We start from the raw sequence: 21,638 nt of genomic DNA on the forward strand, positions 1-21,638 counted from the left end.
GATCTGCCGGGCCCGCCGGCCGGCGCGTCCGGCCGGCGGGCCCGCGCCCGCTGCGCCGAGTGCGCACCCCCGACCACCGGGGCGAGGGCCGGCGGAACGGTCGTGTCCACCGAGGGCGTCACCGCCAGGTCCACCCCGAACAGCGGCCGGACGTCGGCCGCCCGGCAGGCCAGGGCGAACTTCACCACCCCGTAGAGCCCGTCGCGGTCGGTGAGTGCCAGGGCTCGCATGCCGTGCTCGGCTGCTCGCTCGACCAGGTCGGCCGGGTGGTTGGCCCCGTACTGCATGGAGTAGCCCGAGGCGACGTGGAGGTGGACGAAGGGGTCGGGCCTCACCGCCCGTTCCGGTGCTCGGACCCGCCGACCACCCGGGGACGCGCGTGCCGGGGCGACTCCGGCGGCGACGTGCTGCCCAGGCTGGTCTCCACCACGGCGAGGAAGGTGCGGACGTCGCGGACGAGGTCGTCGGCCTCGCGGTCGGTGACCGCACGGGACAGTCCCGCCTCGGCGGCGGCCCGCTTGGCCGCTCCGGCGGCGAAGAAGGTGGCCCACTCCCCCAGCTCGGGTGCGACCTGGCCGAGCAGCACCCAGGCGCTGCGCGGGCGACGCCGCCCGGACTCCGGCCGGGTACGGGCGGCCAGCACCGCGGCGGCGGCTCGCAGCGCGCCCAGGTGGGCCGTGGCGTAGCGCTGCCGGGCGTCGGTGCTCGCCGCCGCCTCGGCCAGCGCGCGGGAGGCCTGGTCGAGCAACTGGGCGGCGGCCGGCGGCAGCGGCGGCGGCAGGGGCAGCTGGTCGGCCATGACGCGGACGGCTCCCATCAGTCGTGCACCCGCACGAGCGACCACCGGTTGCCTGTCGACTCCCAGCTGAGGTCGAAGACGCCGGCGAAGCTCATCCGCGACCGGCCGGCCCGGACCGCCTCCACCCGCCACACCTCGCGGGTGGCGACCAGCTCGGCGGAGGCGCCACCGGCTACCGCGGCACCGTGCTGCCACCACGGGGCGGTCTCCACCCACGAGTCGAGCAGCTCGCCGACGACGTACCTCGACTGCCCGCGCCAGAACTGCGCCGGGCCGAGCGGCCCGCGCTCGACCAGCACCTCTTCGCCGACCCGATCGCCGACCCCGCTCAGCACCCGGCTCATGTCAGACTCCCCACCGCTCTGCGCCGCCCCACCGGCCCGACCCGCCGCACCGGGTGGGGAAGGACCCGGGTGCGGCAGGAGGCCGACGCGGCTCGAACGCTTGTTCGAACCACATCGAGTACACCTGACGGCATCGACGGCGTCAAGCGGACGCGCGACCGGACCGTCGGTGGCGGAGCCGGCCCGGCGGCCGGAGGCCGGAGCGGGCGGCCGGAGCCGATGGCAGGATCGAGCCATGAGCCGACCCGAGCACCCCCGGGTGGCCGCCCTCTCCACCCTCCTGGCCGAGGCCGGTGCAACCGGACAGGTGCTCGAGCTCCCCGGCAGCGCCCGCACCGCCGCCGAGGCCGCGACGGAGCTCGGCGTCCCGCTCGGGGCCATCGCCAACAGCCTGGTCTTCGACGTCGACGGCGCGCCGCTGCTGGTGCTCACCAGCGGCGCGCACCGGGTCGACGTCCCCAAGGTGGCCGCGCTGCTCGGCGTCCCAGGGATCCGCCGGGCGTCGGCGGACTTCGTGCGCCGGCACACCGGCCAGCCGATCGGCGGGGTGGCGCCGATCGGGCACCCCGAGCCGATCGGCACGCTGGTCGACATCGAGCTGGCCCGGCACGACCGGGTCTGGGCCGCCGCCGGGCACCCGCGCGCGGTGTTCCCGACCAGCTACGAGGAGCTGCTGCGGCTGACCGGCGGCACCGCGGCCGAGGTCGGCGACGGCCCGGTCACCCTTCCCGAGTCGGTGCCCTCATGACCGGCACGACACCCGCGGCGCGGATCACCGAGCTGCCCACCGGGTGGCTGCGCGACCACATGCACGAGGCCCTGGCCATCTACGGCGAGGCGATGGGTTACAGCTCCTCGGTGGTCGCCGGCCGCTACGGCTACGCGATCCAGCACACCGAGCGCCCCGGGTTCCGGGCGGTCGGCGCCTTCGTGCAGACCCGCGAGGGCGAGGTCCTCGTCGGCTTCGGCTACGGCTACCTGGTCGGGCCCGGCCAGTGGTGGCACGACCAGGTGCGCACCGCGCTCGACCGGCGGACGGCGAAGCGGTGGCTGTCCGGCGCCTTCGAGGTCTGCGAGCTGCACGTGCACCCCAGCCACCAGAGCCGCGGGCTGGGCCGCCAGCTGCTGCACGCCCTGCTGGCCGGACTTCCCCACCCTGCGGCGCTGCTGTCCACCCCCGACAACGACACCAAGGCCTTCCGGCTGTACCACGCCGACGGCTTCGTCGACCTGGCCCGCAACCACCGCTTCCCTGGCGACTCCCGCCCCTTCGCCATCCTCGGCGCCCGCCTGCCGCTGTCGTCCCCGGCGTCCCGGTCCGACCGTCCGTGAGGACGGACGGCACGTCCGTCGACGCCGTCGTCGTCGGCGCCGGGCACAACGGGCTGGTCGCCGCCTGCTACCTGGCCCGCGCCGGTCTGCGGGTGGAGGTCCTCGAGCGGGACGAGGTGCTCGGCGGGGCGGTCTCCACCGTCGAGCGCTGGCCCGGCGTGCGGGTCGACCGCGGCTCGAGCGCGCACGTGATCGTCCGGCAGAGCGGGATCGTCGAGGAGCTGGACCTCGCCGCCCACGGCCTGCGCTACGTCGACTGCGACCCGTGGGGCTTCGCGCCCGCGCCGTCCCCCGGCGACCCCGGCCCGGACGGCCGGCCGCTGGTCTTCTCCGTCGACCTGGACGCCACCTGCGCCTCGATCGCCGCCGCCTGCGGCGAGGAGGACGCCGACGCCTACCGCCGGTTCGTCGAGGTCTGGTCCCCGCGCAGCCGCGCCGTCGTCGGCTCCTTCGCCCGGCGCCCGACGGTCGGCGGCCTGGCCCGCTCCTTCTGGCCGCTGGGCGCCCCCGCCGACGGCCGGACGCGCACCTCCGGCGGCGACCTCGCCGTCGACTTCCTCGGCTCCGGCGACGCGCTGCTGGACCGCTGGTTCGCCAGCGAGCGGCTCAAGGCGGCGCTCGCCTGGTTCGGCGCGCAGTCCGGCCCGCCGATGTCCGAGCCCGGCACCGCCGCGATGGTCGCGTGGGCGACGCTGCTCCACGACGTCCCGCCCGGCCACCCGGTGGGCGGCTCGGGCGAGCTCACCCAGGCCCTCCGGCGGCGGCTGGAGGCCGACGGCGGGCGGGTCGTCCTCGGGGACGGCGCCGCCCGGCTGCTCGTCGAGGGCGGCCGGGTCACCGGCGTCGAGACCCGGTCGGGACGGCGGGTCCCGGCCCCGGTCGTGGTGGCCGCGTGCCACGTGCTGGCCACCCGCGACCTGGCCGGCGAGCACGCCCCGCCGGCGCTGGCCGACGCCGCCCCGCCGGTGGGCAACGGCTTCGGCCTGGTGGTCCGGGCGCTCACCGACGCCCCGCCGGCCTACCCGGGGGTCGAGCCGTCGCAGGCGCTGGGCGGGCTGCAGTTGCTCTGTACCGACCGCGCGCAGCTGGCCTCCGCCCACGGTGACTGGCTGGCCGGCCGGCTGCCCCGCGAGCCGGTGCCGCTGGCGATGTGCTTCTCCGCGAGCGACGACACCCTCGCCCCGCCCGGGCAGCACGTGGTCACCGTGTGGGGGCAGTGGTACCCGTACGCACTCGCCGACGGCGCGGACTGGGACGCGCTCGCCGAGGCCGAGGCGGCCCGGCTGATCGTCGCCGTCGACCGTTTCGCGCCCGGGTTCGCCGCCTCGGTGCAGCGGACGTACGTGCAGACCCCGCTGCTGCTGGAGCGGGAACTGTCGCTGCTGCGTGGCAACGTCATGCACGTGGAGATGGGGCTGGCCAGCATGTTCGCGTTCCGGCCCACGCCGGCGCTCTCGGGCTACCGCGTGCCCGGTCTGCCCGGCCTCTACCTGGCCGGCGCCTCCACCCATCCCGGTGGCGGGGTGTCGGGCAACTCCGGGCGGACGGCGGCCCGCGTCGTCCTGGCCGACCGCAGCGTGCCGGCCCGTGCCCGCGAGGCCCTGCGCCGCGGCCTCGCCCGGAGGGCGCGGTGACGGACCTGGTCCTGCGGCGGGGCAGCGCGCCGGCCGCGGTCGTCTGGGTGCCGGCCGTGCTGCTCGTGCTCACCGCGATCGCCTACCCCCTGCTCGAGCCCGGCGCGGCCCGCGACGCGGTCAGCTGGACGATCGTGCTGCTCGGGTCGACGGTGTCGGTGGTGCACGCGGCGGTCAGCCGGGGCGGGCGGACCGGGGCCGGCGTCCTGCTGGTCACGGCGGCGACCGCGGTCGTGTTCGAGTCGGTCGGCCTGGCCACCGGGTTCCCGTACGGCGAATACACCTACAGCGACGACCTCGGGCCCACGCTGCTCGGCGTCCCGTTCCTCGTGCCGCTGGCCTGGCTGATGATGGCCTGGCCGAGCTGGCTGCTGGCCCGCCGACTGACCCGTGGCGCGCGACCGGGCCGGCAGCGGGTCGCCCGGGTCGCGGTCGCCGCGGCGGTCTTCGCCGGGTGGGACGTCGTGCTCGACCCGCAGATGGTGCAGGCCGGCTACTGGACGTGGGCCCACCCGCAGCCCTCGCTTCCCGGCATCGACACGGTGCCGCTCACCAACCTGGCCGGCTGGCTGCTGGCCGGCCTGGTCCTCATGGCGCTGCTCGACCTGCTCGTCGCCCACACCGCGATCGAGCCACCGCGCGCCGGCGACGGCGCACCGCTGCTGGTGCTGGCGTGGATGACCCTCGGCGGCGCACTCGCCCACGCCGGCTGGCTCGACCTGCCCGGGTCGGCGGCGTGGGGCGCGCTGCTCGCCGTCCCGGTGCTGGCCGCCCTGGCGTACCAGGCCCGGCGGTGAGGGGCCGGCTGCTGCGCGTCCTCTCCGGGACGGCGGTCGCCGGCGCGCTGCACGCCGTGGTCAACCTGGCGCTGCTGCGCCGTCCCCCGGCCGGGCCGCCACCGGTCCGCCGGCCGGTCACCGTCGTGCTGCCGGTGCGCGACGAGGAGGCTCAGGTCGGCGGCTGCCTGGCCGCGGTGCTGGCCCAGCAGGGCGTGCCCGACCTGCGGGTCGTCGTGGTGGACGACGGCTCGACCGACGGCACCGCCGCGGTGGTGCGGGAGGTCGACGACCCGCGGGTGCAGCTGGTCCTCGCCGACGAGCCACCTCCGGGCTGGCTGGGCAAGCCGCACGCCTGCGCCGCCGGGGCGGCGGCCGGCGACCCCGACCCGGCCCCCGACCACGACCCTGACGGCGTGCTGGTCTTCCTCGACGCCGACGTCCGGCTCTTCCCCGACGCGGTCGCGGGGGCGGTGGCCGTCCTCGAGGCGCACGGTCTGGACCTCGTCTCGCCCTGGCCGCGGCCGGTCACCGCGACCGCAGCGGAGCGACTCCTGCAGCCGCTCGGGCCCTGGCTGTGGGTCACCACGCTGCCGGTCCGACTGGCGGAGCACTCGGCGCGGCCGTCGCTGACGGCGGCAAACGGCCAGTTCCTCGTCGTCCGGCGATCGGCGTACGCGCGGGCCGGGGGGCACGCCGCGGTGCGCGGCGACGTGATCGAGGACGTCGCGCTGGCGCGGGCGGTGAAGCGGGCCGGTGGCCGCGCGGTGCCGGTCGACGGATCGCGGCTGGCCGCCTGCCGGATGTACGAGGGCTGGCCGGCGCTGCGGGCCGGCTACGCCAAGTCGCTGTGGGCCTCGGTGGGCGGCTCGCCGGCCGCGAGCGTCGCGGTCGCCGCCGGGCTGACCGCCGTCTGGGTGCTGCCCGCCCTGGCCGCGCTGTGCGGCTCGCGGGCGGGGCTGGTCGGCTACGCGGCCGGAGTGGCCGGCCGGGCAGTCTCGGCCGCGGCGACCGGCAGCCGGGTCTGGCCGGACTCGCTGGCGCACCCGGCGTCGATGCTGCTGTTCGACGTGCTGCTCGCCGGGTCGGTGGCCGGACGGCGGCGGGGCACGCTGACCTGGCGCGGCCGCCCGGTCGGCGGCGCGCCGGCGGCCCGGGAGACGATGGCCCGGTGACCAGCCCTGAGCCGCGCGTGCACTTCGACCCGGCAGCCATGGACGGCGGCGCCTTCTACCGGGTGCTCAACTCGGTGGTGGTGCCGCGCCCGATCGCCTGGGTCTGCAGCCGCTCCGCCGAGGGCGTGGCGAACCTGGCGCCGCACTCCTTCTACACGGTGGCCTGCGTGTCGCCACCGGTCGTGCAGTTCACCTCGGTCGGCCGCAAGGACTCGCTGGACAACGTCGAGGCCACCGGTGAGTTCACCGTCAGCCTCACCCCGGAGTGGTTGTTCGAGCAGGTCAACGCCACGGGCACCGACTTCCCGCCCGGGGTCGGCGAGCCCGAGGAGGTCGGCATCGCCCTCGAGCCGGGCGAGCGGGTCGGCGTCCCCCGGGTGGCCGGGTCGCCGGTCGCGGTGGAGTGCACGCTGCACTCGACGGTGCGGCTGGGCGACAGCACGGTGGTCTTCGGCCGGGTTGAGCTGATCAGCGTGTGGGAGAGCGTGGTCGAGGGCGGGCGGCCGCGGATCGAGCGGCTGCAGCCGCTGGCGCGGCTGGGCGGCAACGAGTGGACGACGCTCGGCGAGGTCCGCGAGATCGGGCGGATCTCCTACCGCCGATGGGCCGAGGACCCCTCCATCGGCGAGAACCTCCGCCAGCAGTGACGAACACACGCCAGGCGCCCTCTCGGTCATCGGGAGAGGGCGCCTGACGTGTGTGCGCGTCGGTTCGGTCGGGCAGCACCGACATGGTGGAGCTGCTGGAGCAGGTGCGGCAGGAAGGGGCTGCCCGCTCACTCGACGGCGGGTTGAGGTCGCGTCGCGGCTGATGCGGTCGCGTGCCGGGCGGTCGGATCGACCGCGGGCAGGTCGTCGACGGGTTCGCGGGTGAGATCCCGGCCGCCGATCGCCTCGATGGTCACCTGCCACTCGAACCACGTCGCCCCACCAGGTACCGGAACCTCGATGGGACCGTCGACGGTCAGGGTCGTCCAGTCCAACTCGCCGCCGCCGGCTCTCGCCAGGAGACGCAGTTGTCCGCAGAGACCGGCGGTCGCCCGCGCGCGGTCCGGGTACGGAAGTGCCGCCGCCGCCCTGTACATCATCCCTGCACGCTCCCCGCCGCCGGACCTGCTGGGAACGGGATGGCCGCAGGCCCTCACTCCACCGAGTAGGTCAGCGGTGCGGCGGTGCCTGTTCGGGCTATCCGTCGACCGCGCCCGACCCGATCCGGGTCCTCGGTGACCGCAGGTCCGATCCGCCCCGTCCGGTACCGGCGGAGCATGGGAGCGCAGGGAGCGGCCGGCCGGGTGCGCCAGCGCTGGTGCGATCGGGCGCGCGCGGTTGTCGGCCGCCGCGCCCGCCCGATCGTCCACCGAGAGCTGACGGCTCAGGCCGACAGCCGGTCCACCGTTCCCGCGCTGAGGACCAATCCGGCTGTGGTGAGCGCGGCGAGCAGCCGGTCGGCCCGCTCGCGGAGCAACCCGGAGGCCGCTGCGTCGAGGGCCGAGGACCCGTCGTGCAGGCACTGCGCGAGCAGGGTCAGGACCTCGGGCGGAGGTTCGGCCGCGAACCGCTTGGGGGCCGGGATACGGGTCACCATCCCGCAGGGGCATGACCCGCCGGCCTTCGGGGCCAGGTGGTTGCCGCCGGAGCACCTACCAGGTTCGTACATCGCCGAACTCAACTCCTCACTGAGCCTGGCCCTGCGCCGTCGGTGGGGGGCCGGGGCACAACAGTCCCGCCAGCCCCTCCAGTAACACGGCGCGGCACACCGGTGCGTATCCGTACCGTGACTTTGGACACACGACGACCACTCGCCGGTCGGGCGACCGGACGCGGTCCGTGCGGCGCGGAGCGGACCCCGTCCGACGACCTCAGTTCGGCAGGTGGGCGGCGATCTCGTCGGCGGCGTCGGCGCCGAAGGCCGCGGCGAAACGCTCGAGGAAAGGCTCGCGCTGGAGCGTGTACTCCTGGGTGCCGATGACCTCGACCGCCTCGGTGGCCACCGCCGAGCCCAGCTGGGTGGCCCGCTCGAGGTCCAGGCCCCACATCCGGCCGGCGATGAACCCGGCACGCAGCGCGTCACCGCCGCCGGTCGGCTCGACCGGCTTGGTCTCCGGGACGGCGATCACCTCGATCGGCTCGGCCCCGGCCTGGCGGACCAGCACGCCATCGGCCGCTCGGGTGGTGATCCACGTGCCGACCCGGTCGAGCACCTCCCCGTCGCTCCACCCGGTCTTCTGCAGCAGCAGGGCGGCCTCGTACTCGTTGGTGAACAGCAGCTCGGCGCCGTCGACCAGGTCGCGGATCATCCCGCCGTCGGCCCAGGCCAGTTGCTGGCTGGGGTCGGCGGCGAAGGCGTAGCCGCGGGCGCGGCACTCCTGGGTGTGCCGCACCATCGCCGTCGGGTCGTTGGGGCCGACGACGACGAGGTCCAGGTTGCCGACCCGATTGGCGACCGGGGCCAGCTCGATCGACGCGGCCTCCGACATCGCGCCCGAGTAGAACGACGCGATCTGGTTGTTCACCGCGTCGGTGGTGCACACGAACCGGGCGGTGTGCTTGAGCTCCGACCAGTGCACGCCGGCGGTGTCGACGCCGTGCCGGCTCAGCCACGCCTCGTAGTCGGCGAAGTCGCTGCCCACCGCGCCGACCAGCACCGGCGCGACGCCCAGCAGCCCGAGGCCGTAGGCCATGTTGGCGCCGGCGCCGCCGCGGTGCTGCACCAGGTCGTCGACGAGGAACGACAGCGACACGTTCTCCATCTGGCCCTCGACGAACTGCTCGGTGAACTTCCCCGGGAAGGTCATCAGGTGGTCGGTGGCGATCGAGCCGGTGACGACGACGGGCACGGGAGCGCTCCCTCGGGACGGCGTTCGGCGGGACGCCCGGTGGACGTCGGATGACGGCCTCCACACCTTAGGAGCCGCCCCGGTACCGCGCCGGACGGCCTCAGTCGGCCAGCGCCCGGCGCAACGCCGTCCCCAGCTGGACGACGCCGGCGACACCGAGCAGACAGCCGACCGCCGTCCCGGATGTGACCACCGCCTCGGCGTACCCGAGGCCGGACACCACCCCGGCCCCGCCGAGGGTGAGACCGGTCATCGCCACCCGGGTCGGGCGCTCCCACACCGACAGGGCGCCGGTCTCGGCGACGCCGGCCTGTCCGGCCCGGGCCCGGAGGTAGTCCGGCAGCCAGCACAGTCCGCCGTAGGCGGCGGCCAGCCAGCCGGGCGCGCCGGCCACCCACAGCGCGGCGGCGAACGCGGCTTCGCCGAGCCGGTCCACCACGGAGTCGAGCACGAAGCCTCGGCGGGACGCCCGGCCGGTGGCGATCGCCAGCGCCCCGTCGAGGCCGTCCAGGACGGCGGAGACCCCGACGAGCGCACCGGCGAACACCAGCCAGGCACCGCCGAGCGCAGCGAGGACGACGGCGGCCGTGGCGACGGCCAGCCCGGCGGCGGTCGCCGCGACCGGCGGCAGCCCGGCGACCCGTCGGGCCAGGGCGTAGACGCTCGACAGCCACCCACGCACCAGCCGGCTCTGCGCCGGGTCGGTCCCGCCGTGCCAGGCCGACCACGCGGCGAGGTACTCCTCCCGGCTCAGCACGGCGTCCGCCCCACGACCGCAGTTCACCAGGCCCGGTGGGGCGGGGACAGTGGAGGGGTGTCCGCCGGTCTCTCCCCCGCCCGCCGCCTGGTCGTGACCGTCCTGGTCCTCGCCGTGGTCGCCGTCCTGGCAACCGGCGGGGCGCTGCTGCTGGGCCGGCAGTCGGATGCCGCGGGCCGGCAGCCGGTGTCCCTGGAGGAGCCCGGACCGGTGCTCCTGGTCCCCGGTTACGGCGGGTCGGCCTCGGCGCTGCAGCCGCTGGCCGACCGGCTGGTCGCCGAGGGGCGCGACGCGACGGTGGTCGCGGTCCCCGGGGACGGCACCGGCGACCTCCGCGAGTCGGCCGAGGCCCTCGCCGAGGCGGCCGGCGCCGCGCTGGAGCGGACCGGAGCGGAGAGCGTCGACGTCGTCGGCTACTCGGCCGGCGGGGTGGTCGCCCGGCTGTGGGCCGCCGAGGGCGGCGCGGACGTCGCCCGCCGGATCGTCACGCTCGGTTCGCCGCACCACGGCACCACGCTGGCCGACCTCGCCGGCTCGCTGGCCCCCGACCGGTGTCCGGAGGCCTGCCGGCAGATGAGCACCCGCAGCGCGCTGCTGGCCCAGCTCAACGCCGGCGACGAGACGCCGGAGGGGCCGACCTGGGTCTCCATCTGGACGACGCAGGACCGGACGGTGACCCCGCCGGAGTCGGCCCGGCTGGAGGGGGCGCTGGACCTGCCGGTGCAGTCGGTGTGCGCCGACGCCCGCGTTCCGCACGTCGACCTGCCGCGCGCTCCGCTGGTCCAGGCGATCGTGCTCGAGCAGCTGCGGCCGGGTGACCCGATACCACTGGGCCCGGAGGACTGCGCCCGGCTCCGCGGCTGAAGGTGCCTTTCGCGGGCGGAAGCTGCGAGTGGCGGGGGGCAGGGGGTCCTTCTACTTGCGCCGGTGCAGCGTCAGGCTCACGACGGCCACGATCACCGCGCCGACGAGCAGCCCGACGAGGGCGCTGGCCAGCGTGTCGACGAGCCACGCCAGGATCCCGCCGACGGCTCCGGTGGCCGCCGCCACCTCTTCCTCCAGGTGGTGCAGGACGCCGTACAGGAGGTGGAACCCCAACTCGTCGGTGCCCACCAGCAGGATGTGGCCGCCGACCCACAGCATCGCGGCGGTCCCGAGCACGGTGAGGGCGGTGAGCAGCCGGGGCATCGCCTTCACCAGTCCGCGCCCGAGCCGGGCCACGCCCTTGCCGGGGCGCTCGACCAGGCGCAGCCCGACGTCGTCCATCTTCACGATGAGACCGACGAAGCCGTACACCAGGACGGTGATGCCGAGCGCGACGACCACGAGGATCACCGCCCGGGACAGGAACGGCTCGTCGACCACCTCGTTCAGCGAGATGACCATGATCTCCGCCGACAGGATGAAGTCGGTGCGGACGGCTCCGGACACGACGGTGTCCTCGTCGGGGAGCGTCTCCTCGCCCGCGGCGTGGTCGTCGTGGCCGCTGATCTTGTGCCACACCTTCTCCGCGCCCTCGTAACAGAGGTAGGCGCCGCCGAGCATGAGGAGCGGGGTGAGGAGGACCGGCAGGAACTGGCTGAGCAGCAGCACCGCGGGCAGGAGGATGAGCAGCTTGTTGCGCAACGATCCGAGGGCGATGCGCCGGATGATCGGCAGCTCGCGCTCGGCAGCCAGGCCACGCACGTACTGCGGCGTGACGGCGGCGTCGTCGACGACGACGCCGGCGGCCTTCGCGCTGGCCCGTCCAGCAGCGAGCCCGATGTCATCGACCGAGGCGGCGGCGGCGCGCGCCAGCACCGCCACGTCGTCGAACAGAGCTACGAGTCCACCCGCCACGGGACGTCCTTCCGGTCGGTCAGCACTCCTGTGCTGTTTCAGTGATGGTGGTCCGTCCGGCCGTACCGCGCGCGGAGACTGGCTCGGCGATCCCCGGTGGACGTGCCGGCCGGGCACGTCGGAGGCCCCGTCCGGAGGGGATGGGGCGTTCTGCTCAGCGGCGACCGGCTCCACGACCGGGGCTGCAGGGGCCGGCGCGGCCGGGGCCCGCCGGGACGGCGGATTTCCCACGCTCCTTCGCCCTGGCGGTCCTCGGCGGACGACCGCGCTCCTGCTCCCGCGACGGTCAACGGCGACCGGCGCGGCGGCCCGCCGGTCGCGGTGTCGGTGCCCGGACGGGGAGTGTCGCCCAGCGGACGCACCCATCACCGAGCGCCGCTGGCCGGACCAGCGTAGGGGTGTCGCTCGCCGGAGTCGACCGGCTCGCGCGCCGACACTCTCGCGGATCCCACGCGCGGGTACTTCCTTCCGCGGCCATGATCGGCACCCTAGGGCTACGGGTGTTCACCGGGCGCAGCAGGGAGGGCGGGGCATGGGGACGGCGGACGACGGGGCGCTCTGGCCGACGCGGTACCTCACCGGGGGCCAGCTGGTCGTGGCCCGGTCACCGCGTCGGGAGCCGGGGCCGGCGCCGTCCTGGGCCCGGCTGCGCGACGCCGTTGTCCGGCTGGACTGGCTGGACGCGATCGGCCGGTGGTGGCTGCGGCTGTCCGGGGAGCAGAAGCTGGTGCTCGGCCTGGCGCTGTTCCTGTCCACGGCCGGGATCGGGCTGGTGGTCCCGCTGGCCGGCGTCGCGGTGCACCAGCAACGCCGGGAGAAGGCTGACTCGTCGGCCCTCCCGATGTCGTCGTCCGCCCAGGCGGCGCTCGCCGCCTGGGACACCACCGAAGCACGGGTCGCCGCGGCGGCCAGCCGGGCGTGGGCCGAGACGGTCCGGGAGCCCGCCTGGCACTCGCCGTTCCTGGCGCACAGCCGGGCGGCCTTCGACGGGCAGGCCGAGGTCGACCAGGTCGTCGACCTCGCGCTGCGGATCCGGCAGGCCCGCGTGTCCCTCGGCCTGCGCCCGGCCGGGCCCGCGGCGGAGTACTGGGACCGCCAGGCAGCCGCGCTGGAGACCGCCGCCCGCCAGCTCGGCCGGCGCGCCGACGCGCTGATCCGCTACCGCGACCAGGCCGCGCAGCTGTCGGCCGAGCTGCGGCAGCTGACCGACCTGGAGCGGCTGGAGCGCAGCGCCGCCGAGATCGACGGGCTCACCGTCGACACCGCCTCGCCCTCGGGCCGGGGGGACGGCGGCATCGGCGGCGTGGCCGAGGACATCGCCGCGGTGCGGATGGCGATGACCGAGCTGGTCGACCTCATGACGCGCACCCGCGCCCCCCTGGCCGAGCCGCCGGACGGGGCCAGGTACCAGGTCTGACGGTGCTCGTGCCTGCCCGCGGTGGTGGGCAGGCACGACTCCGCGGGTGGACGTTCCGGCACCGCCCCTCTTCGACATGAGCTACGAAGTCAGCCGGCCCCGTCAGGACGCGCCGGCCCTGGCCCTACGCCGATGCGGGCAGCGCCGGCGTTTGCGTCGGTGTGGCCGAAGTCGTCGCCCTCGAGCAGCAGGGGCTCGCCCGTCTCGACGGCGAGGGCGCACGCGAAGCAGTCACCGGAGTCCGGCCGGGTGGGGTGGCCGCCTTCCTTGCCGAGGTCGCGGTAGGCCGCCCGGGCCAGCGCGGCCTGCGCTGGTGCGACCGCAACGGTCGACAGCCCCGACGTCTCGACGAATCTGTCGAACCGCCGGACGGCGACGGGATCGCCGGCCGCATCGGCGACGATCGCGGCCGCCACGACGTCGACAGCGGAGACCCGCGGAGCTGCGGAGCCGGCGAGGGCATCCACGGAGCGGGTTGCCCCCGGTTCCGACCGCACGATTGCAACGCGCGCCGGGGCGTCGACGATCACGCCGGCAGGCCCGCGTCGTCGTACAGCAGGTCACCGTGGTCCCGACGCACGAACTCGCCGCTCGGTCGCGGAGCTGCCTCCATGGTGGAAGAGCCGGGCTGACGGCGGGACAGGCGTGCCGACCAGCAGGCCGGGAGACGCATGCGGGTGGCGGCCCAGCGGGTAGAGCAGCGGCCATGGCGCCTCCCATCAGTGACGCGGTCGTCGTCGACGTCCTCCGCCGGGTCGATCAGCTCACCGCACCGCTGGTCCGCCGGCTGGGCCGGCCGCCGGCGCTGCCGCAGGCCGAACGGGACCGCTGGTGGGCCGACCGGGTCCCCCGCGTCGCCGCCGGCCTCAGCGCCGTACCGCGGTTCGCCGGGAAGCTCGCCGACCTGCTGCCGCTGCAGAACACCGTCGGCACCGCGGTGCAGACCGTCGTCGTGGGTGGTGTGGCCACCGAGCACGGCGTCGAGGACCCGGCCGAGCGGGTGTCCCTGCTGACCCGGGTGCTGCTCGGCCGCCACCTGTCGCCGGAGTCGGTCCGGCCGCTGCTGGATCGCGCCCCCGGCGCCTACGCCGAGGAGGCGTTCGGTGCGAGAGCAGACCGCGCCGGGGTGCGCGGCACCGTGCGGACGCTGTGGCGGGTGGCCCGGCTGCTCAGCCGCATCGACGACACCCTCGACGCCCGCCCCAAGGGCAAGCTGCACCACCGGTTCCTGGCCAACCTGCCGGTGATCGGTGTGATCGGCGGCTACGCCGCCGAGCGCGAGGGGCTGCGCCGGGCCGCGGCGGCCGCGGCCGCCGCGCTCGGGACCGCGCCGAACCGCCTCAGCGCGTAGCGCCGACCGCGGTCAGGTTGGCGTGCACCTCACGCGTCGCCGTCGACCGGTTCATGGTGATGAAGTGGATGCCGGGAACGCCCTCGTCCAACAGCGTCCGGCACAGCTCGGTGGCCACCTCGACGCCGTAGGCCCGCACCGCCGCCCTGTCCTCGGGGCGGTCGCCGTCCAGCTCGGCGAACCGGGCGGCCAGGTGCCCGGGGAAGGCCTGACCCGACAGCTGCACGATCCGGGCGATCTGCCGGACGTTGGTCACCGGCATGACCCCGGCGATGACCGGGACGTCGCAGCCGCGGGCGGCCACCCGGTCGCGCATCCGCAGGTAGTCCTCCGCCCGGAAGAACATCTGGGTGATCGCGAAGTCGGCGCCGGCCCGGCACTTGCGGACGAACATCTCGACGTCGGTGTCGAAGTCCGGCGACCGCGGGTGCCGCTCCGGGAACGCCGCCACCCCGACGGAGAAGTCGCCCATCGAGCGGATCAGCTCGACCAGCTCGGAGGCGTACTGCAGCCCCTCGGGATGGGCCACCCACTCGGCCTGCGGGTCGGCGCCGGGCGGGTCGCCGCGCAGCGCCAGCACGTTGCGCACGCCGGCCGCGGCCAGCCGACTGACCACGTGTCGCAGCTCGGCGACGCTGTGGTCGACCGCGGTCAGGTGCGCCAGCGGCGTCATCGTCGTCTCGGTGGCGATGCGCTCGGTCACCGAGACGGTGCCCTCGCGGGTCGATCCGCCGGCGCCGTACGTGACCGACACGAACGACGGGTGCAGCCGCTCCAGCTCGCGCAGCGCCGTCCACAGCTGGGTGGCGCCCTCAGGGCTCTTGGGCGGGAAGAACTCGAACGACCACGTCGGCCGGGCCTCGGCGAGCAGCTCGCGCACGGTCGGGGTCATGGACACCGAGGATACGGACGTCCCCCTGCATCCGGACGGGACCGGCCGGGCGAAGGCACTGCGGTACCTGTGCGCCCGCGGACCGAGGAGGCTGCCGCTGTGCTCCCGATCGACCACCCCCGGATCCCGGCCGCGCCCGATCGGGTCGCGGGCGATACTCGGTCCGTGATCGCCGGGGCGCAGCAGCGCGAGTCCACCGCCCTCCCCCCGGCACCCCCGCCGGCCGCCGCCGAGATCGAGCGGATCCGTGCGGCCGTCTCCACCGCGCTGGCCCGCTTCCTCGACGTCCAGCGGCAGACGCTGGCCGAGATGGACGACGCCCTGCTGCCGGTGGTCGACGAGCTCCGCGCCCTCGCCGACGGCGGCAAGCGGCTGCGTCCCCTGTTCGCCTACTGGGGCTGGCGCGGGGTGCGCGGTCACCACCCCGAGGACGGCCCGGCCGAGGACGACGCGGCCGTGCTACGGGCGGTCGCCGCGCTGGAGTTCGTGCACGCCAGCGCCCTGGTCCACGACGACGTCATGGACGGCGCGCTGACCCGCCGGGGCCGCCCGGCCACCCACGTCGGCTTCGCCTCCCGGCACGGCGACGGCCGGCTCGCCGGGGACGGCGACGCCTTCGGGGTCGGCGCGGCGATCCTCATCGGCGACCTGGCCCTGGTCTGGTCCGACGAGCTGCTGCGCTGCTCGGGCCTCTCCCCCGCCGCACTCGCCCGCTCGCGGACCGTCTGGGACACCATGCGCACCGAGGTGACCGCCGGGCAGTACCTGGACCTGCTGCGCGCCGCCGGCGGCCTGCCCGGCGCGCAGGGGGCGCTCACCGTGGCCCGCTACAAGAGCGCCGGCTACACCGTGCAGCGACCGCTGCAGCTGGGCGCGGCCATCGCCGGCGCCGGCGAGCGCGTCGCGGAGGTCTACTCCACCATCGGCCTGCCGCTCGGCGAGGCGTTCCAGCTGCGCGACGACGTCCTCGGGGTGTTCGGCGACCCATCCGTCACCGGCAAGTCCGCCGACGACGACCTGCGCGAGGGCAAGCAGACGCTGCTCGTCGCGCTGGCCGAGGAGGCCGCGGACGCCGCCGGCCGCCGGCTGATCGCCGAGCTGCTCGGCAACTCCGACGCCGACGACTTCGACGCGCTGCGGGCGCTCATCGAGAGCACCGGCGCCCGCGCCCGGGTCGAGGAGCGCATCGCCGAGCGCACCGCCCTGGCCCGGACCGCCATCGCCGAGGCGCCGCTCGCCGAGGACGCCCGCGCCGCGCTGGACGCGCTCGCCGTCGCCGCGACCACCCGCACCGCCTGATGGTCCGCACCGTCCCCGGGCGCACCGACCGCGTCGTCGTCGTCGGCGCGGGCCTCGCCGGGCTGTCGGCCGCCCTGCGGCTGCGCGGGGCCGGGCGGGAGGTCACCGTCGTCGAGCGCGGGTCCGGGCCCGGCGGCCGCGCCGGGCGGGTCGAGGAGCGCGGCTACGCCCTCGACACCGGGCCGTCGGTGTTCACCGCCCCGGAGCTGGTCGCCGACACCCTCGCCGCGGTGGGCGACGAGCTCGAGGACCGGCTGACCCTCGTCCCGTTGGAGACCACCTACCGGGCGCGGTTCGCCGACGGCTCGCACCTCGACGTGCACGCCGACCCGGACGCCTTCGCCGCCGAGGTGGAGACGCTGTGCGGGCCGGGCGAGGCCGTCGCGCTGCGCCGGTACCTGGCCGACCTGGCCGCGCTCTACCGGCTGCAACTGCACACCTTCATCGACCGCAACCTCGACACCCCGCTGGACCTGCTCGGCCCCGAGCTCGTGCAGCTGGTCCGGCGCGGCGGGTTCGGCCGGCTCTCCCGGCACGTCGAGCGGCACTTCACCGACGACCGGCTGCGCCGGCTGTTCAGCTTCCAGGCCCTCTACGCCGGGGTCAGCCCGTACCGGGCGATCGCCGCCTACGCCGTCATCGCCCAGCTCGACATCGGTGCCGGTGTCTGGCACCCGGTGGGCGGGATCGCCGCCGTCCCCCGGGCACTGGCCGCCGCGGGCGCCGACGCCGGGGTGGCGTTCCGGTACGGGGCGTCGGTCGAACGGCTCGAGGTCACCGGGTCGCGGGTCACCGGCGTGCTGACCGACGACGGCGAGCGGCTGCCCGCCGACGCCGTCGTCGTCGCCGTCGACCGGCCGGAGGTGCTGGTACCCGGGTTCACCCGCCGGCGGCGACCGGTCTACTCGCCGTCCTGCGTGGCCGTGCACGTCGGCGCCCGCGCCGAGCTGCCGGGACAGGCGCACCACACGATCAGCTTCGGCGCGGCATGGCGGGAGGTGTTCGACGAGCTCACCCGCGACGGGCGACGCCTCGGCGGGGGTTCCGGGGCTCGGCGGGGAAGGATCATGACCGACCCGAGCCTGCTGGTCAGCATGCCGTCGCGCACCGACCGCAGCCTCGCACCCGAGGGCGGCCAGGTGCTCAGCGTCGTCGCGCCCACCCCGAACCTGGACCCGCACAGCGGCGGCAACCCCGACCTGGACTGGACGGCGCTCGGCCCCCGCTACCGCGACGAGGTGCTCGCCGTGCTGGAGGCCCGCGGCTGGACCGGGCTGACCGGCGCGATCGAGGTCGAGCACGTCGACACCCCGAGGACCTGGGCGGCGCAGGGCATGGCGGCCGGAACGCCGTTCGCGCTGGCGCACACCTTCGGCCAGACCGGCCCCTTCCGGACGCCGACGCTGCCCCGGCGCGGCCCGGAGAACGTCGTCCTCGCCGGCTCCTCGGTGCAGCCGGGCGTCGGCGTGCCGATGGTCGTCATCAGCGGCCGGCTCGCCGCGGAACGCATCACCGGCCCGTCCTCCGGTGCCGGTATCGCGACGAAGGCGGACGGGGCGGTGGCCCGGTGACGCTTACCGACCCGCCCCGCACCCAGGCCGAGCGGCAGGCCCGGCTGGACGCCGCCTACCGGCACTGCGCCGCGATCGCCGCCCACCACGGCAAGAGCTACCACCTGGCCACCCGGCTGCTGACCCCCGACCGGCGTCCGGCGATCCACGCCCTCTACGCCGCCGCCCGCACCGCCGACGACCTCGTCGACCACCCCGGCACCGACCCCGAGCGCGACCTCGCCGACTGGTCCCGCGCGCTGCTCGCCGAGCTGGAGGCCGGCTGGTCCGACGACCCGGTGCGGCTGGCGACCGTGCACACCAACCGCCGGTACCGGATCCCGGTCGAGCACCTGGTCGACTTCCTCGCCGCCATGACCAGCGACCTCACCGTCACCGGCTACGCCGACCTGGACGCCCTCGACCGCTACACGTGGGGGTCGGCAGCGGTCATCGGGCTGCAGGTGCTCCCCGTCCTGGGCACCGCGCCGGGCGTGGCCCGCGAGGAGGCCGCGCCGCATGCGATCGCGCTGGGCGAGGCGTTCCAGCTGACCAACTTCCTCCGCGACGTCGCCGAGGACGCCGACCGCGGCCGGGTCTACCTGCCCGCGGACCTCATGGCCGCGCACGGCGTGACCCGCGAGCAGCTGGCGGCCAAGCGGCACGACGCGAACTTCCGGGAGCTGATGCGCGAGATGGTCGCGATCGTGCGCCGCCGCTACGACGACGCCGCCCCTGGGACGCCGATGCTGGCGCCGGAGTCGCGGGACTGCGTGCGGGCCGCCACCGACCTCTACGGCGGCATCCTCACCGAGATCGAGCGGGCCGACTACCGGGTGCTCGACCGCCGGGTGCGGGTGTCCAGGCCGCGGCGCCTGGCGGTGTTCGCCCGCCGGTTGACCGCCGCCCAGCTGGCCAGGGTGAGGGTGACCATGGCGAAGCCGAACAGCAGGTCCTCGACCGGCGCGTAGGCGATCCGCGGGCCCCAGACGGTGTCCGGGTCGTAGGTGACGACCCCCAGGCCGGTGAGCACGCCGTTCATCAGCAGCTGGAAGGTCACGATGATCGCGTAGGCCACCCAGAACACCGGCCGGGTGACCATGCGGGTGCGGTAGACGGCCAGGTCCACGACGAGGACGGCGGCCACGGCCAGCACGGCCAGCGCGGAGTAGCTCACGGCCGCTCCCCTGACACCCGGCTCTGCCGGCGGGTTCCGCGCTCCTCCGGCGACATGTCACCGGCAGAGCGGGGAGGACGCCGGCACAGCGGGACGGCCGGGCTCACCGCTCGGTCTCCTCGGCGGGGTAGCCGGCGTCCCAGCCGGTCACCTTCCGCACCGCCTCCAGCGCGAGCACCGAGCACAGCGGGACGACGAGGAAGAACAGCACCTCCTCGACCGGGATGCCCCCCGGCAGCCGGACGCCGAGGGTCAGCTCGCGGGAGTAGTCCCAGTGGCCCTGGGCGATGGCGTAGAGCACCCAGGTCACGAACACGGCGAACTCCGGCGCGACCGCCACCAGCAGCCGCCGCCAGCGGGCGTACACCCGCACCCGCAGCAGCAGTTCCAGCGGCGCGGTGACGAGCAGGCAGCCGGCCAGCAGCGCGAGGTAGGTCAGCTGGCCCACGCCACCCGCTCCCTCCGCCCGCCCCGGCTCAGAACGCCAGCGCCTGGGCCCGGCGGGTGACCTCGCCGTGCCGGTCGCCGCGCAGCGCCTCGACCGGCGTGCCGGGCAGTGTCTCGTCGGCGCGGAACAGCCACTCGAAGGCCTCCTCGTCGCTGAACCCGCCGTCCTTGAGGACGGTGATCAGCCCCGGCAGGTGCTTGAGGACGGCGCCGTCCTGGAGGAAGTCGGCCGGGATGCGGCTGTTGCCGCTGCCGGGGACGGCCATGAGCTTGTGCTCGCGCAGCAGCTGGCGGACCCGGTTCGGCGAGACCCCCAGTACGTCGGCCACCTCCGCGGGAGTGAGCGTCTCCATGGCGTCCCAGCCTATGGTCCGCAGGGCCCGCCGTCCGCCGGGACGCCGTCGTCCCGGCCGACCGCCCTCGCTACGATCGGACGCAGGCCGTGACTGGCGCTGCAGAGGTGGACCACCACCGGGGAGCGGCCCGCACCACCCCGCCGGGCGCCTGGGCACCTGTCTCGTCGTCCCCTCGCGCTGGAGCCCTGCCATGACCGACGCAGCCATGACCGACGGAACCGCCGCCACCGTCTCCGCCGCCTACCGGAGTGCCCTGCAGGTCATCGGGGCCGTCGAGCCCCGGGTGGCCGACGCGATCGGCGCCGAGCTCGCCGACCAGCGGGCCTCGCTGAAGCTGATCGCCAGCGAGAACTACGCCAGCCCCGCCGTGCTGCTCACCATGGGCAACTGGCTCTCCGACAAGTACGCCGAGGGCACCGTCGGGCACCGCTTCTACGCCGGGTGCCAGAACGTCGACACCGTCGAGGCGCTGGCCGCCGAGCACGCCCGCGAGCTGTTCGGCGCCCCCCACGCCTACGTCCAGCCGCACTCGGGCATCGACGCCAACCTGGTCGCCTTCTGGGCGGTGCTGGCCTCCCGCGTGGAGTCCCCGGCGCTGGAGAAGGCCGGTGTCCGGCACGTCAACGAGCTGACCGACGCCGACTGGTCGGCGCTGCGCCGGGAGCTCGGCGACCAGCGGATGCTCGGCATGTCCCTGGACGCCGGCGGCCACCTCACCCACGGCTTCCGGCCCAACATCAGCGGCAAGATGTTCGAGCAGTCCTCCTACGGCACCGACCCGGGGACCGGCCTGCTCGACTACGCCGCGGTGCGGGATCGGGCGCGGGAGTTCCGGCCGCTCGTCCTCATGGCCGGTTACTCCGCCTACCCCCGGCGGGTCGACTTCGCGGCGATGCGGGAGATCGCCGACGAGGTGGGCGCCACCCTGGTCGTCGACATGGCCCACTTCGCCGGCCTGGTCGCCGGCAAGGTGTTCACCGGCGACTTCGACCCGGTGCCGCACGCCCACGTGGTCACGACGACGACGCACAAGTCGCTGCGCGGCCCCCGCGGCGGCATGGTGCTGGCCCAGCCGGAGTTCGCCGACGCCGTCGACCGCGGTTGCCCGATGGTGCTCGGCGGCCCGCTGCCGCAGGTCATGGCCGCCAAGGCGGTCGCCCTCGCCGAGGCGCGACAGCCGGCCTTCGCCGGGTACGCCCAGCGCGTCGTCGACAACGCCGTCGCGCTGGCCGAGGGGCTCACCCGCCGGGGCGCCACGCTGGTCACCGGGGGCACCGACAACCACCTGGTGCTCGTCGACGTGTCCGGCTTCGGCCTCACCGGCCGGCAGGCGGAGTCCGCGCTGCTGGACGCCGGCATCGTCACCAACCGCAACGCCGTCCCGGCCGACCCGAACGGCGCCTGGTACACCTCCGGCATCCGGCTGGGCACGCCGGCGCTGACCACCCGCGGCTTCGGGGCCGAGGAGTTCGACCGCACCGCCGAGCTCGTCGTCGACGTGCTGTCGCACACCACGCCGACCGCCAGCCGCGACGGCTCGCCGTCCAAGGCCCGGTACGCGACGGCCGACGGGCTGGCCGACCGGACCCGCGACGCGGCCACCGAGCTGCTCGACCGCCACCCCCTCTACCCCGGCCTCGAACTCGGCTGAGCTCGC

Annotated in this window: 25 protein-coding genes, 1 pseudogene and 1 riboswitch; of the genes and pseudogenes, 13 read left to right on the top strand and 13 right to left on the bottom strand. The window is 75.7% G+C overall.

All coding sequences use genetic code 11. The annotated features are described in order from the left end of the window. The 3 genes from E4P41_RS11910 to E4P41_RS11920 form a co-directional block, all read right to left on the bottom strand. The coding region (locus E4P41_RS11910; RefSeq protein WP_135141474.1) for a PHP domain-containing protein at nt 1-335 on the bottom strand (335 nt) is incomplete at its 3' end. After that, entirely contained in the window at nt 332-817 is a 486-nt protein-coding gene (locus E4P41_RS11915; RefSeq protein ID WP_135141475.1) for an SAV_6107 family HEPN domain-containing protein, read from the bottom strand. The genes E4P41_RS11915 and E4P41_RS11910, both read right to left, overlap by 4 nt. Then, complete coding sequence (locus E4P41_RS11920) at nt 817-1,143, bottom strand: DUF6504 family protein (RefSeq protein WP_135141476.1); 327 nt, start codon at nt 1,141-1,143, stop codon at nt 817-819. Before E4P41_RS11920 ends, E4P41_RS11915 begins: the two co-directional genes overlap by 1 nt. 235 nt (nt 1,144-1,378) lie before the next feature. Here E4P41_RS11920 and E4P41_RS11925 point away from each other — a divergent pair, with 235 nt between their 5' ends. The 6 genes from E4P41_RS11925 to E4P41_RS11950 are packed head-to-tail and all read left to right on the top strand — an operon-like array spanning nt 1,379 to nt 6,707. Continuing rightward, the gene (locus tag E4P41_RS11925; protein WP_135141477.1) at nt 1,379-1,891 is read left to right on the top strand and encodes a YbaK/EbsC family protein; all 513 of its coding nucleotides are present in this window, start codon (nt 1,379-1,381) and stop codon (nt 1,889-1,891) included. Next, entirely contained in the window at nt 1,888-2,475 is a 588-nt protein-coding gene (locus tag E4P41_RS11930) for a GNAT family N-acetyltransferase (protein ID WP_135141478.1), read from the top strand. Before E4P41_RS11925 ends, E4P41_RS11930 begins: the two co-directional genes overlap by 4 nt. After that, nucleotides 2,472-4,109: an NAD(P)/FAD-dependent oxidoreductase gene (locus tag E4P41_RS11935; protein ID WP_135141479.1), complete on the top strand. Its 1,638-nt coding sequence runs from the start codon at nt 2,472-2,474 to the stop codon at nt 4,107-4,109. Before E4P41_RS11930 ends, E4P41_RS11935 begins: the two co-directional genes overlap by 4 nt. Next, complete coding sequence (locus E4P41_RS11940) at nt 4,106-4,906, top strand: carotenoid biosynthesis protein (RefSeq protein WP_135141480.1); 801 nt, start codon at nt 4,106-4,108, stop codon at nt 4,904-4,906. The genes E4P41_RS11935 and E4P41_RS11940 overlap by 4 nt, the downstream gene beginning before the upstream one ends. After that, a complete protein-coding gene (locus tag E4P41_RS11945) occupies nt 4,903-6,060 on the top strand; it encodes a glycosyltransferase family 2 protein (RefSeq protein WP_135141481.1) in 1,158 nt (385 codons plus the stop codon). Before E4P41_RS11940 ends, E4P41_RS11945 begins: the two co-directional genes overlap by 4 nt. Then, a complete protein-coding gene (locus E4P41_RS11950) occupies nt 6,057-6,707 on the top strand; it encodes a flavin reductase family protein (RefSeq protein ID WP_209307674.1) in 651 nt (216 codons plus the stop codon). Before E4P41_RS11945 ends, E4P41_RS11950 begins: the two co-directional genes overlap by 4 nt. A 128-nt stretch (nt 6,708-6,835) precedes the next feature. Here the strand turns inward: E4P41_RS11950 and E4P41_RS11955 are convergent, their stop codons facing one another. The 4 genes from E4P41_RS11955 to E4P41_RS11970 all read right to left on the bottom strand — a co-directional run bounded on the left by E4P41_RS11955 (nt 6,836) and on the right by E4P41_RS11970 (nt 9,653). Then, on the bottom strand, nt 6,836-7,147 hold the full coding sequence (locus tag E4P41_RS11955; protein ID WP_135141482.1) for a hypothetical protein: 312 nt from the start codon (nt 7,145-7,147) through the stop codon (nt 6,836-6,838). 284 nt (nt 7,148-7,431) lie between these two features. After that, nucleotides 7,432-7,644 carry a hypothetical protein gene (locus E4P41_RS11960; protein WP_135141483.1) on the bottom strand — a complete coding sequence of 71 codons (213 nt, stop codon included), beginning with the start codon at nt 7,642-7,644 and terminating at the stop codon, nt 7,432-7,434. 274 nt (nt 7,645-7,918) lie between these two features. Next, nucleotides 7,919-8,896 (bottom strand): carbohydrate kinase family protein, encoded by a 978-nt coding sequence (locus E4P41_RS11965; protein ID WP_135141484.1) that lies wholly within the window; start codon nt 8,894-8,896, stop codon nt 7,919-7,921. Between the two features lie 100 nt (nt 8,897-8,996). Continuing rightward, nucleotides 8,997-9,653 (bottom strand): CDP-alcohol phosphatidyltransferase family protein, encoded by a 657-nt coding sequence (locus E4P41_RS11970; protein WP_135141485.1) that lies wholly within the window; start codon nt 9,651-9,653, stop codon nt 8,997-8,999. A 57-nt stretch (nt 9,654-9,710) separates the two neighbouring features. Between E4P41_RS11970 and E4P41_RS11975 the strand changes: the two genes are divergently transcribed. Continuing rightward, nucleotides 9,711-10,517: an alpha/beta fold hydrolase gene (locus tag E4P41_RS11975; RefSeq protein WP_135141486.1), complete on the top strand. Its 807-nt coding sequence runs from the start codon at nt 9,711-9,713 to the stop codon at nt 10,515-10,517. A gap of 51 nt (nt 10,518-10,568) precedes the next feature. Here the strand turns inward: E4P41_RS11975 and E4P41_RS11980 are convergent, their stop codons facing one another. Beyond that, the gene (locus tag E4P41_RS11980) at nt 10,569-11,492 is read right to left on the bottom strand and encodes a DUF808 domain-containing protein (protein WP_135141487.1); all 924 of its coding nucleotides are present in this window, start codon (nt 11,490-11,492) and stop codon (nt 10,569-10,571) included. 532 nt (nt 11,493-12,024) lie between these two features. Here E4P41_RS11980 and E4P41_RS11985 point away from each other — a divergent pair. Beyond that, nucleotides 12,025-12,909: a hypothetical protein gene (locus tag E4P41_RS11985; RefSeq protein WP_135141488.1), complete on the top strand. Its 885-nt coding sequence runs from the start codon at nt 12,025-12,027 to the stop codon at nt 12,907-12,909. 89 nt (nt 12,910-12,998) lie between these two features. Here the strand turns inward: E4P41_RS11985 and E4P41_RS11990 are convergent, their stop codons facing one another. Continuing rightward, nucleotides 12,999-13,439, bottom strand: coding sequence for a PIN domain-containing protein (locus E4P41_RS11990; RefSeq protein WP_209307675.1), 441 nt, complete (start codon nt 13,437-13,439; stop codon nt 12,999-13,001). Between the two features lie 176 nt (nt 13,440-13,615). Here E4P41_RS11990 and E4P41_RS11995 point away from each other — a divergent pair, with 176 nt between their 5' ends. Continuing rightward, complete coding sequence (locus E4P41_RS11995; protein WP_135141489.1) at nt 13,616-14,260, top strand: hypothetical protein; 645 nt, start codon at nt 13,616-13,618, stop codon at nt 14,258-14,260. Here the strand turns inward: E4P41_RS11995 and metF are convergent. Beyond that, nucleotides 14,250-15,152, bottom strand: coding sequence for a methylenetetrahydrofolate reductase [NAD(P)H] (gene metF / locus E4P41_RS12000; RefSeq protein WP_135141490.1), 903 nt, complete (start codon nt 15,150-15,152; stop codon nt 14,250-14,252). The two genes, E4P41_RS11995 and metF, sit on opposite strands and share 11 nt — an antisense overlap. A gap of 165 nt (nt 15,153-15,317) precedes the next feature. Here metF and E4P41_RS12005 point away from each other — a divergent pair, with 165 nt between their 5' ends. Genes E4P41_RS12005 through E4P41_RS12015 form a run of 3 tightly spaced genes read left to right on the top strand, consistent with a single transcriptional unit; the run spans nt 15,318 to nt 18,972 of the window. Continuing rightward, the gene (locus E4P41_RS12005; protein ID WP_135141491.1) at nt 15,318-16,451 is read left to right on the top strand and encodes a polyprenyl synthetase family protein; all 1,134 of its coding nucleotides are present in this window, start codon (nt 15,318-15,320) and stop codon (nt 16,449-16,451) included. After that, nucleotides 16,451-18,022, top strand: coding sequence for a phytoene desaturase family protein (gene crtI / locus E4P41_RS12010; protein WP_135141492.1), 1,572 nt, complete (start codon nt 16,451-16,453; stop codon nt 18,020-18,022). The genes E4P41_RS12005 and crtI overlap by 1 nt, the downstream gene beginning before the upstream one ends. Continuing rightward, nucleotides 18,019-18,972, top strand: coding sequence for a phytoene/squalene synthase family protein (locus E4P41_RS12015; RefSeq protein WP_209307676.1), 954 nt, complete (start codon nt 18,019-18,021; stop codon nt 18,970-18,972). Before crtI ends, E4P41_RS12015 begins: the two co-directional genes overlap by 4 nt. Here the strand turns inward: E4P41_RS12015 and E4P41_RS23215 are convergent. From E4P41_RS23215 to E4P41_RS12030, 3 genes and pseudogenes are all read right to left on the bottom strand, one after another. Then, a pseudogene (locus tag E4P41_RS23215) lies at nt 18,969-19,178 on the bottom strand (lycopene cyclase domain-containing protein); the annotation flags it as partial. The gene E4P41_RS12015 and the pseudogene E4P41_RS23215 sit on opposite strands and share 4 nt — an antisense overlap. A gap of 103 nt (nt 19,179-19,281) precedes the next feature. Then, a complete protein-coding gene (locus tag E4P41_RS12025) occupies nt 19,282-19,626 on the bottom strand; it encodes a lycopene cyclase domain-containing protein (protein WP_135141494.1) in 345 nt (114 codons plus the stop codon). 28 nt (nt 19,627-19,654) lie between these two features. After that, nucleotides 19,655-19,978 (bottom strand): Rv2175c family DNA-binding protein, encoded by a 324-nt coding sequence (locus E4P41_RS12030; protein WP_135141495.1) that lies wholly within the window; start codon nt 19,976-19,978, stop codon nt 19,655-19,657. Between the two features lie 79 nt (nt 19,979-20,057). Continuing rightward, nucleotides 20,058-20,142: riboswitch (ZMP/ZTP riboswitch) on the top strand. 29 nt (nt 20,143-20,171) lie between these two features. Between E4P41_RS12030 and E4P41_RS12035 the strand changes: the two genes are divergently transcribed. Then, nucleotides 20,172-21,632 carry a glycine hydroxymethyltransferase gene (locus E4P41_RS12035; protein ID WP_245177289.1) on the top strand — a complete coding sequence of 487 codons (1,461 nt, stop codon included), beginning with the start codon at nt 20,172-20,174 and terminating at the stop codon, nt 21,630-21,632. Nucleotides 21,633-21,638: the final 6 nt, after the last annotated feature.

This window comes from Geodermatophilus sp. DF01-2 (genome assembly GCF_004571065.1).
Lineage (GTDB): Bacteria > Actinomycetota > Actinomycetes > Mycobacteriales > Geodermatophilaceae > Geodermatophilus.

Coding starts and splice junctions, on each gene's coding strand:
- E4P41_RS11915 (WP_135141475.1), bottom strand. CDS start 817: ATGGGAGCCGTCCGCGTCATGGCCGACCAGCTGCCCCTGCCGCCGCCG.
- E4P41_RS11920 (WP_135141476.1), bottom strand. CDS start 1,143: ATGAGCCGGGTGCTGAGCGGGGTCGGCGATCGGGTCGGCGAAGAGGTG.
- E4P41_RS11925 (WP_135141477.1), top strand. CDS start 1,379: ATGAGCCGACCCGAGCACCCCCGGGTGGCCGCCCTCTCCACCCTCCTG.
- E4P41_RS11930 (WP_135141478.1), top strand. CDS start 1,888: ATGACCGGCACGACACCCGCGGCGCGGATCACCGAGCTGCCCACCGGG.
- E4P41_RS11955 (WP_135141482.1), bottom strand. CDS start 7,147: ATGATGTACAGGGCGGCGGCGGCACTTCCGTACCCGGACCGCGCGCGG.
- E4P41_RS11960 (WP_135141483.1), bottom strand. CDS start 7,644: ATGGTGACCCGTATCCCGGCCCCCAAGCGGTTCGCGGCCGAACCTCCG.
- E4P41_RS11985 (WP_135141488.1), top strand. CDS start 12,025: ATGGGGACGGCGGACGACGGGGCGCTCTGGCCGACGCGGTACCTCACC.
- E4P41_RS11995 (WP_135141489.1), top strand. CDS start 13,616: ATGGCGCCTCCCATCAGTGACGCGGTCGTCGTCGACGTCCTCCGCCGG.
- metF (WP_135141490.1), bottom strand. CDS start 15,152: ATGACCCCGACCGTGCGCGAGCTGCTCGCCGAGGCCCGGCCGACGTGG.
- crtI (WP_135141492.1), top strand. CDS start 16,451: ATGGTCCGCACCGTCCCCGGGCGCACCGACCGCGTCGTCGTCGTCGGC.
- E4P41_RS12030 (WP_135141495.1), bottom strand. CDS start 19,978: ATGGAGACGCTCACTCCCGCGGAGGTGGCCGACGTACTGGGGGTCTCG.
- E4P41_RS12035 (WP_245177289.1), top strand. CDS start 20,172: ATGACCGACGCAGCCATGACCGACGGAACCGCCGCCACCGTCTCCGCC.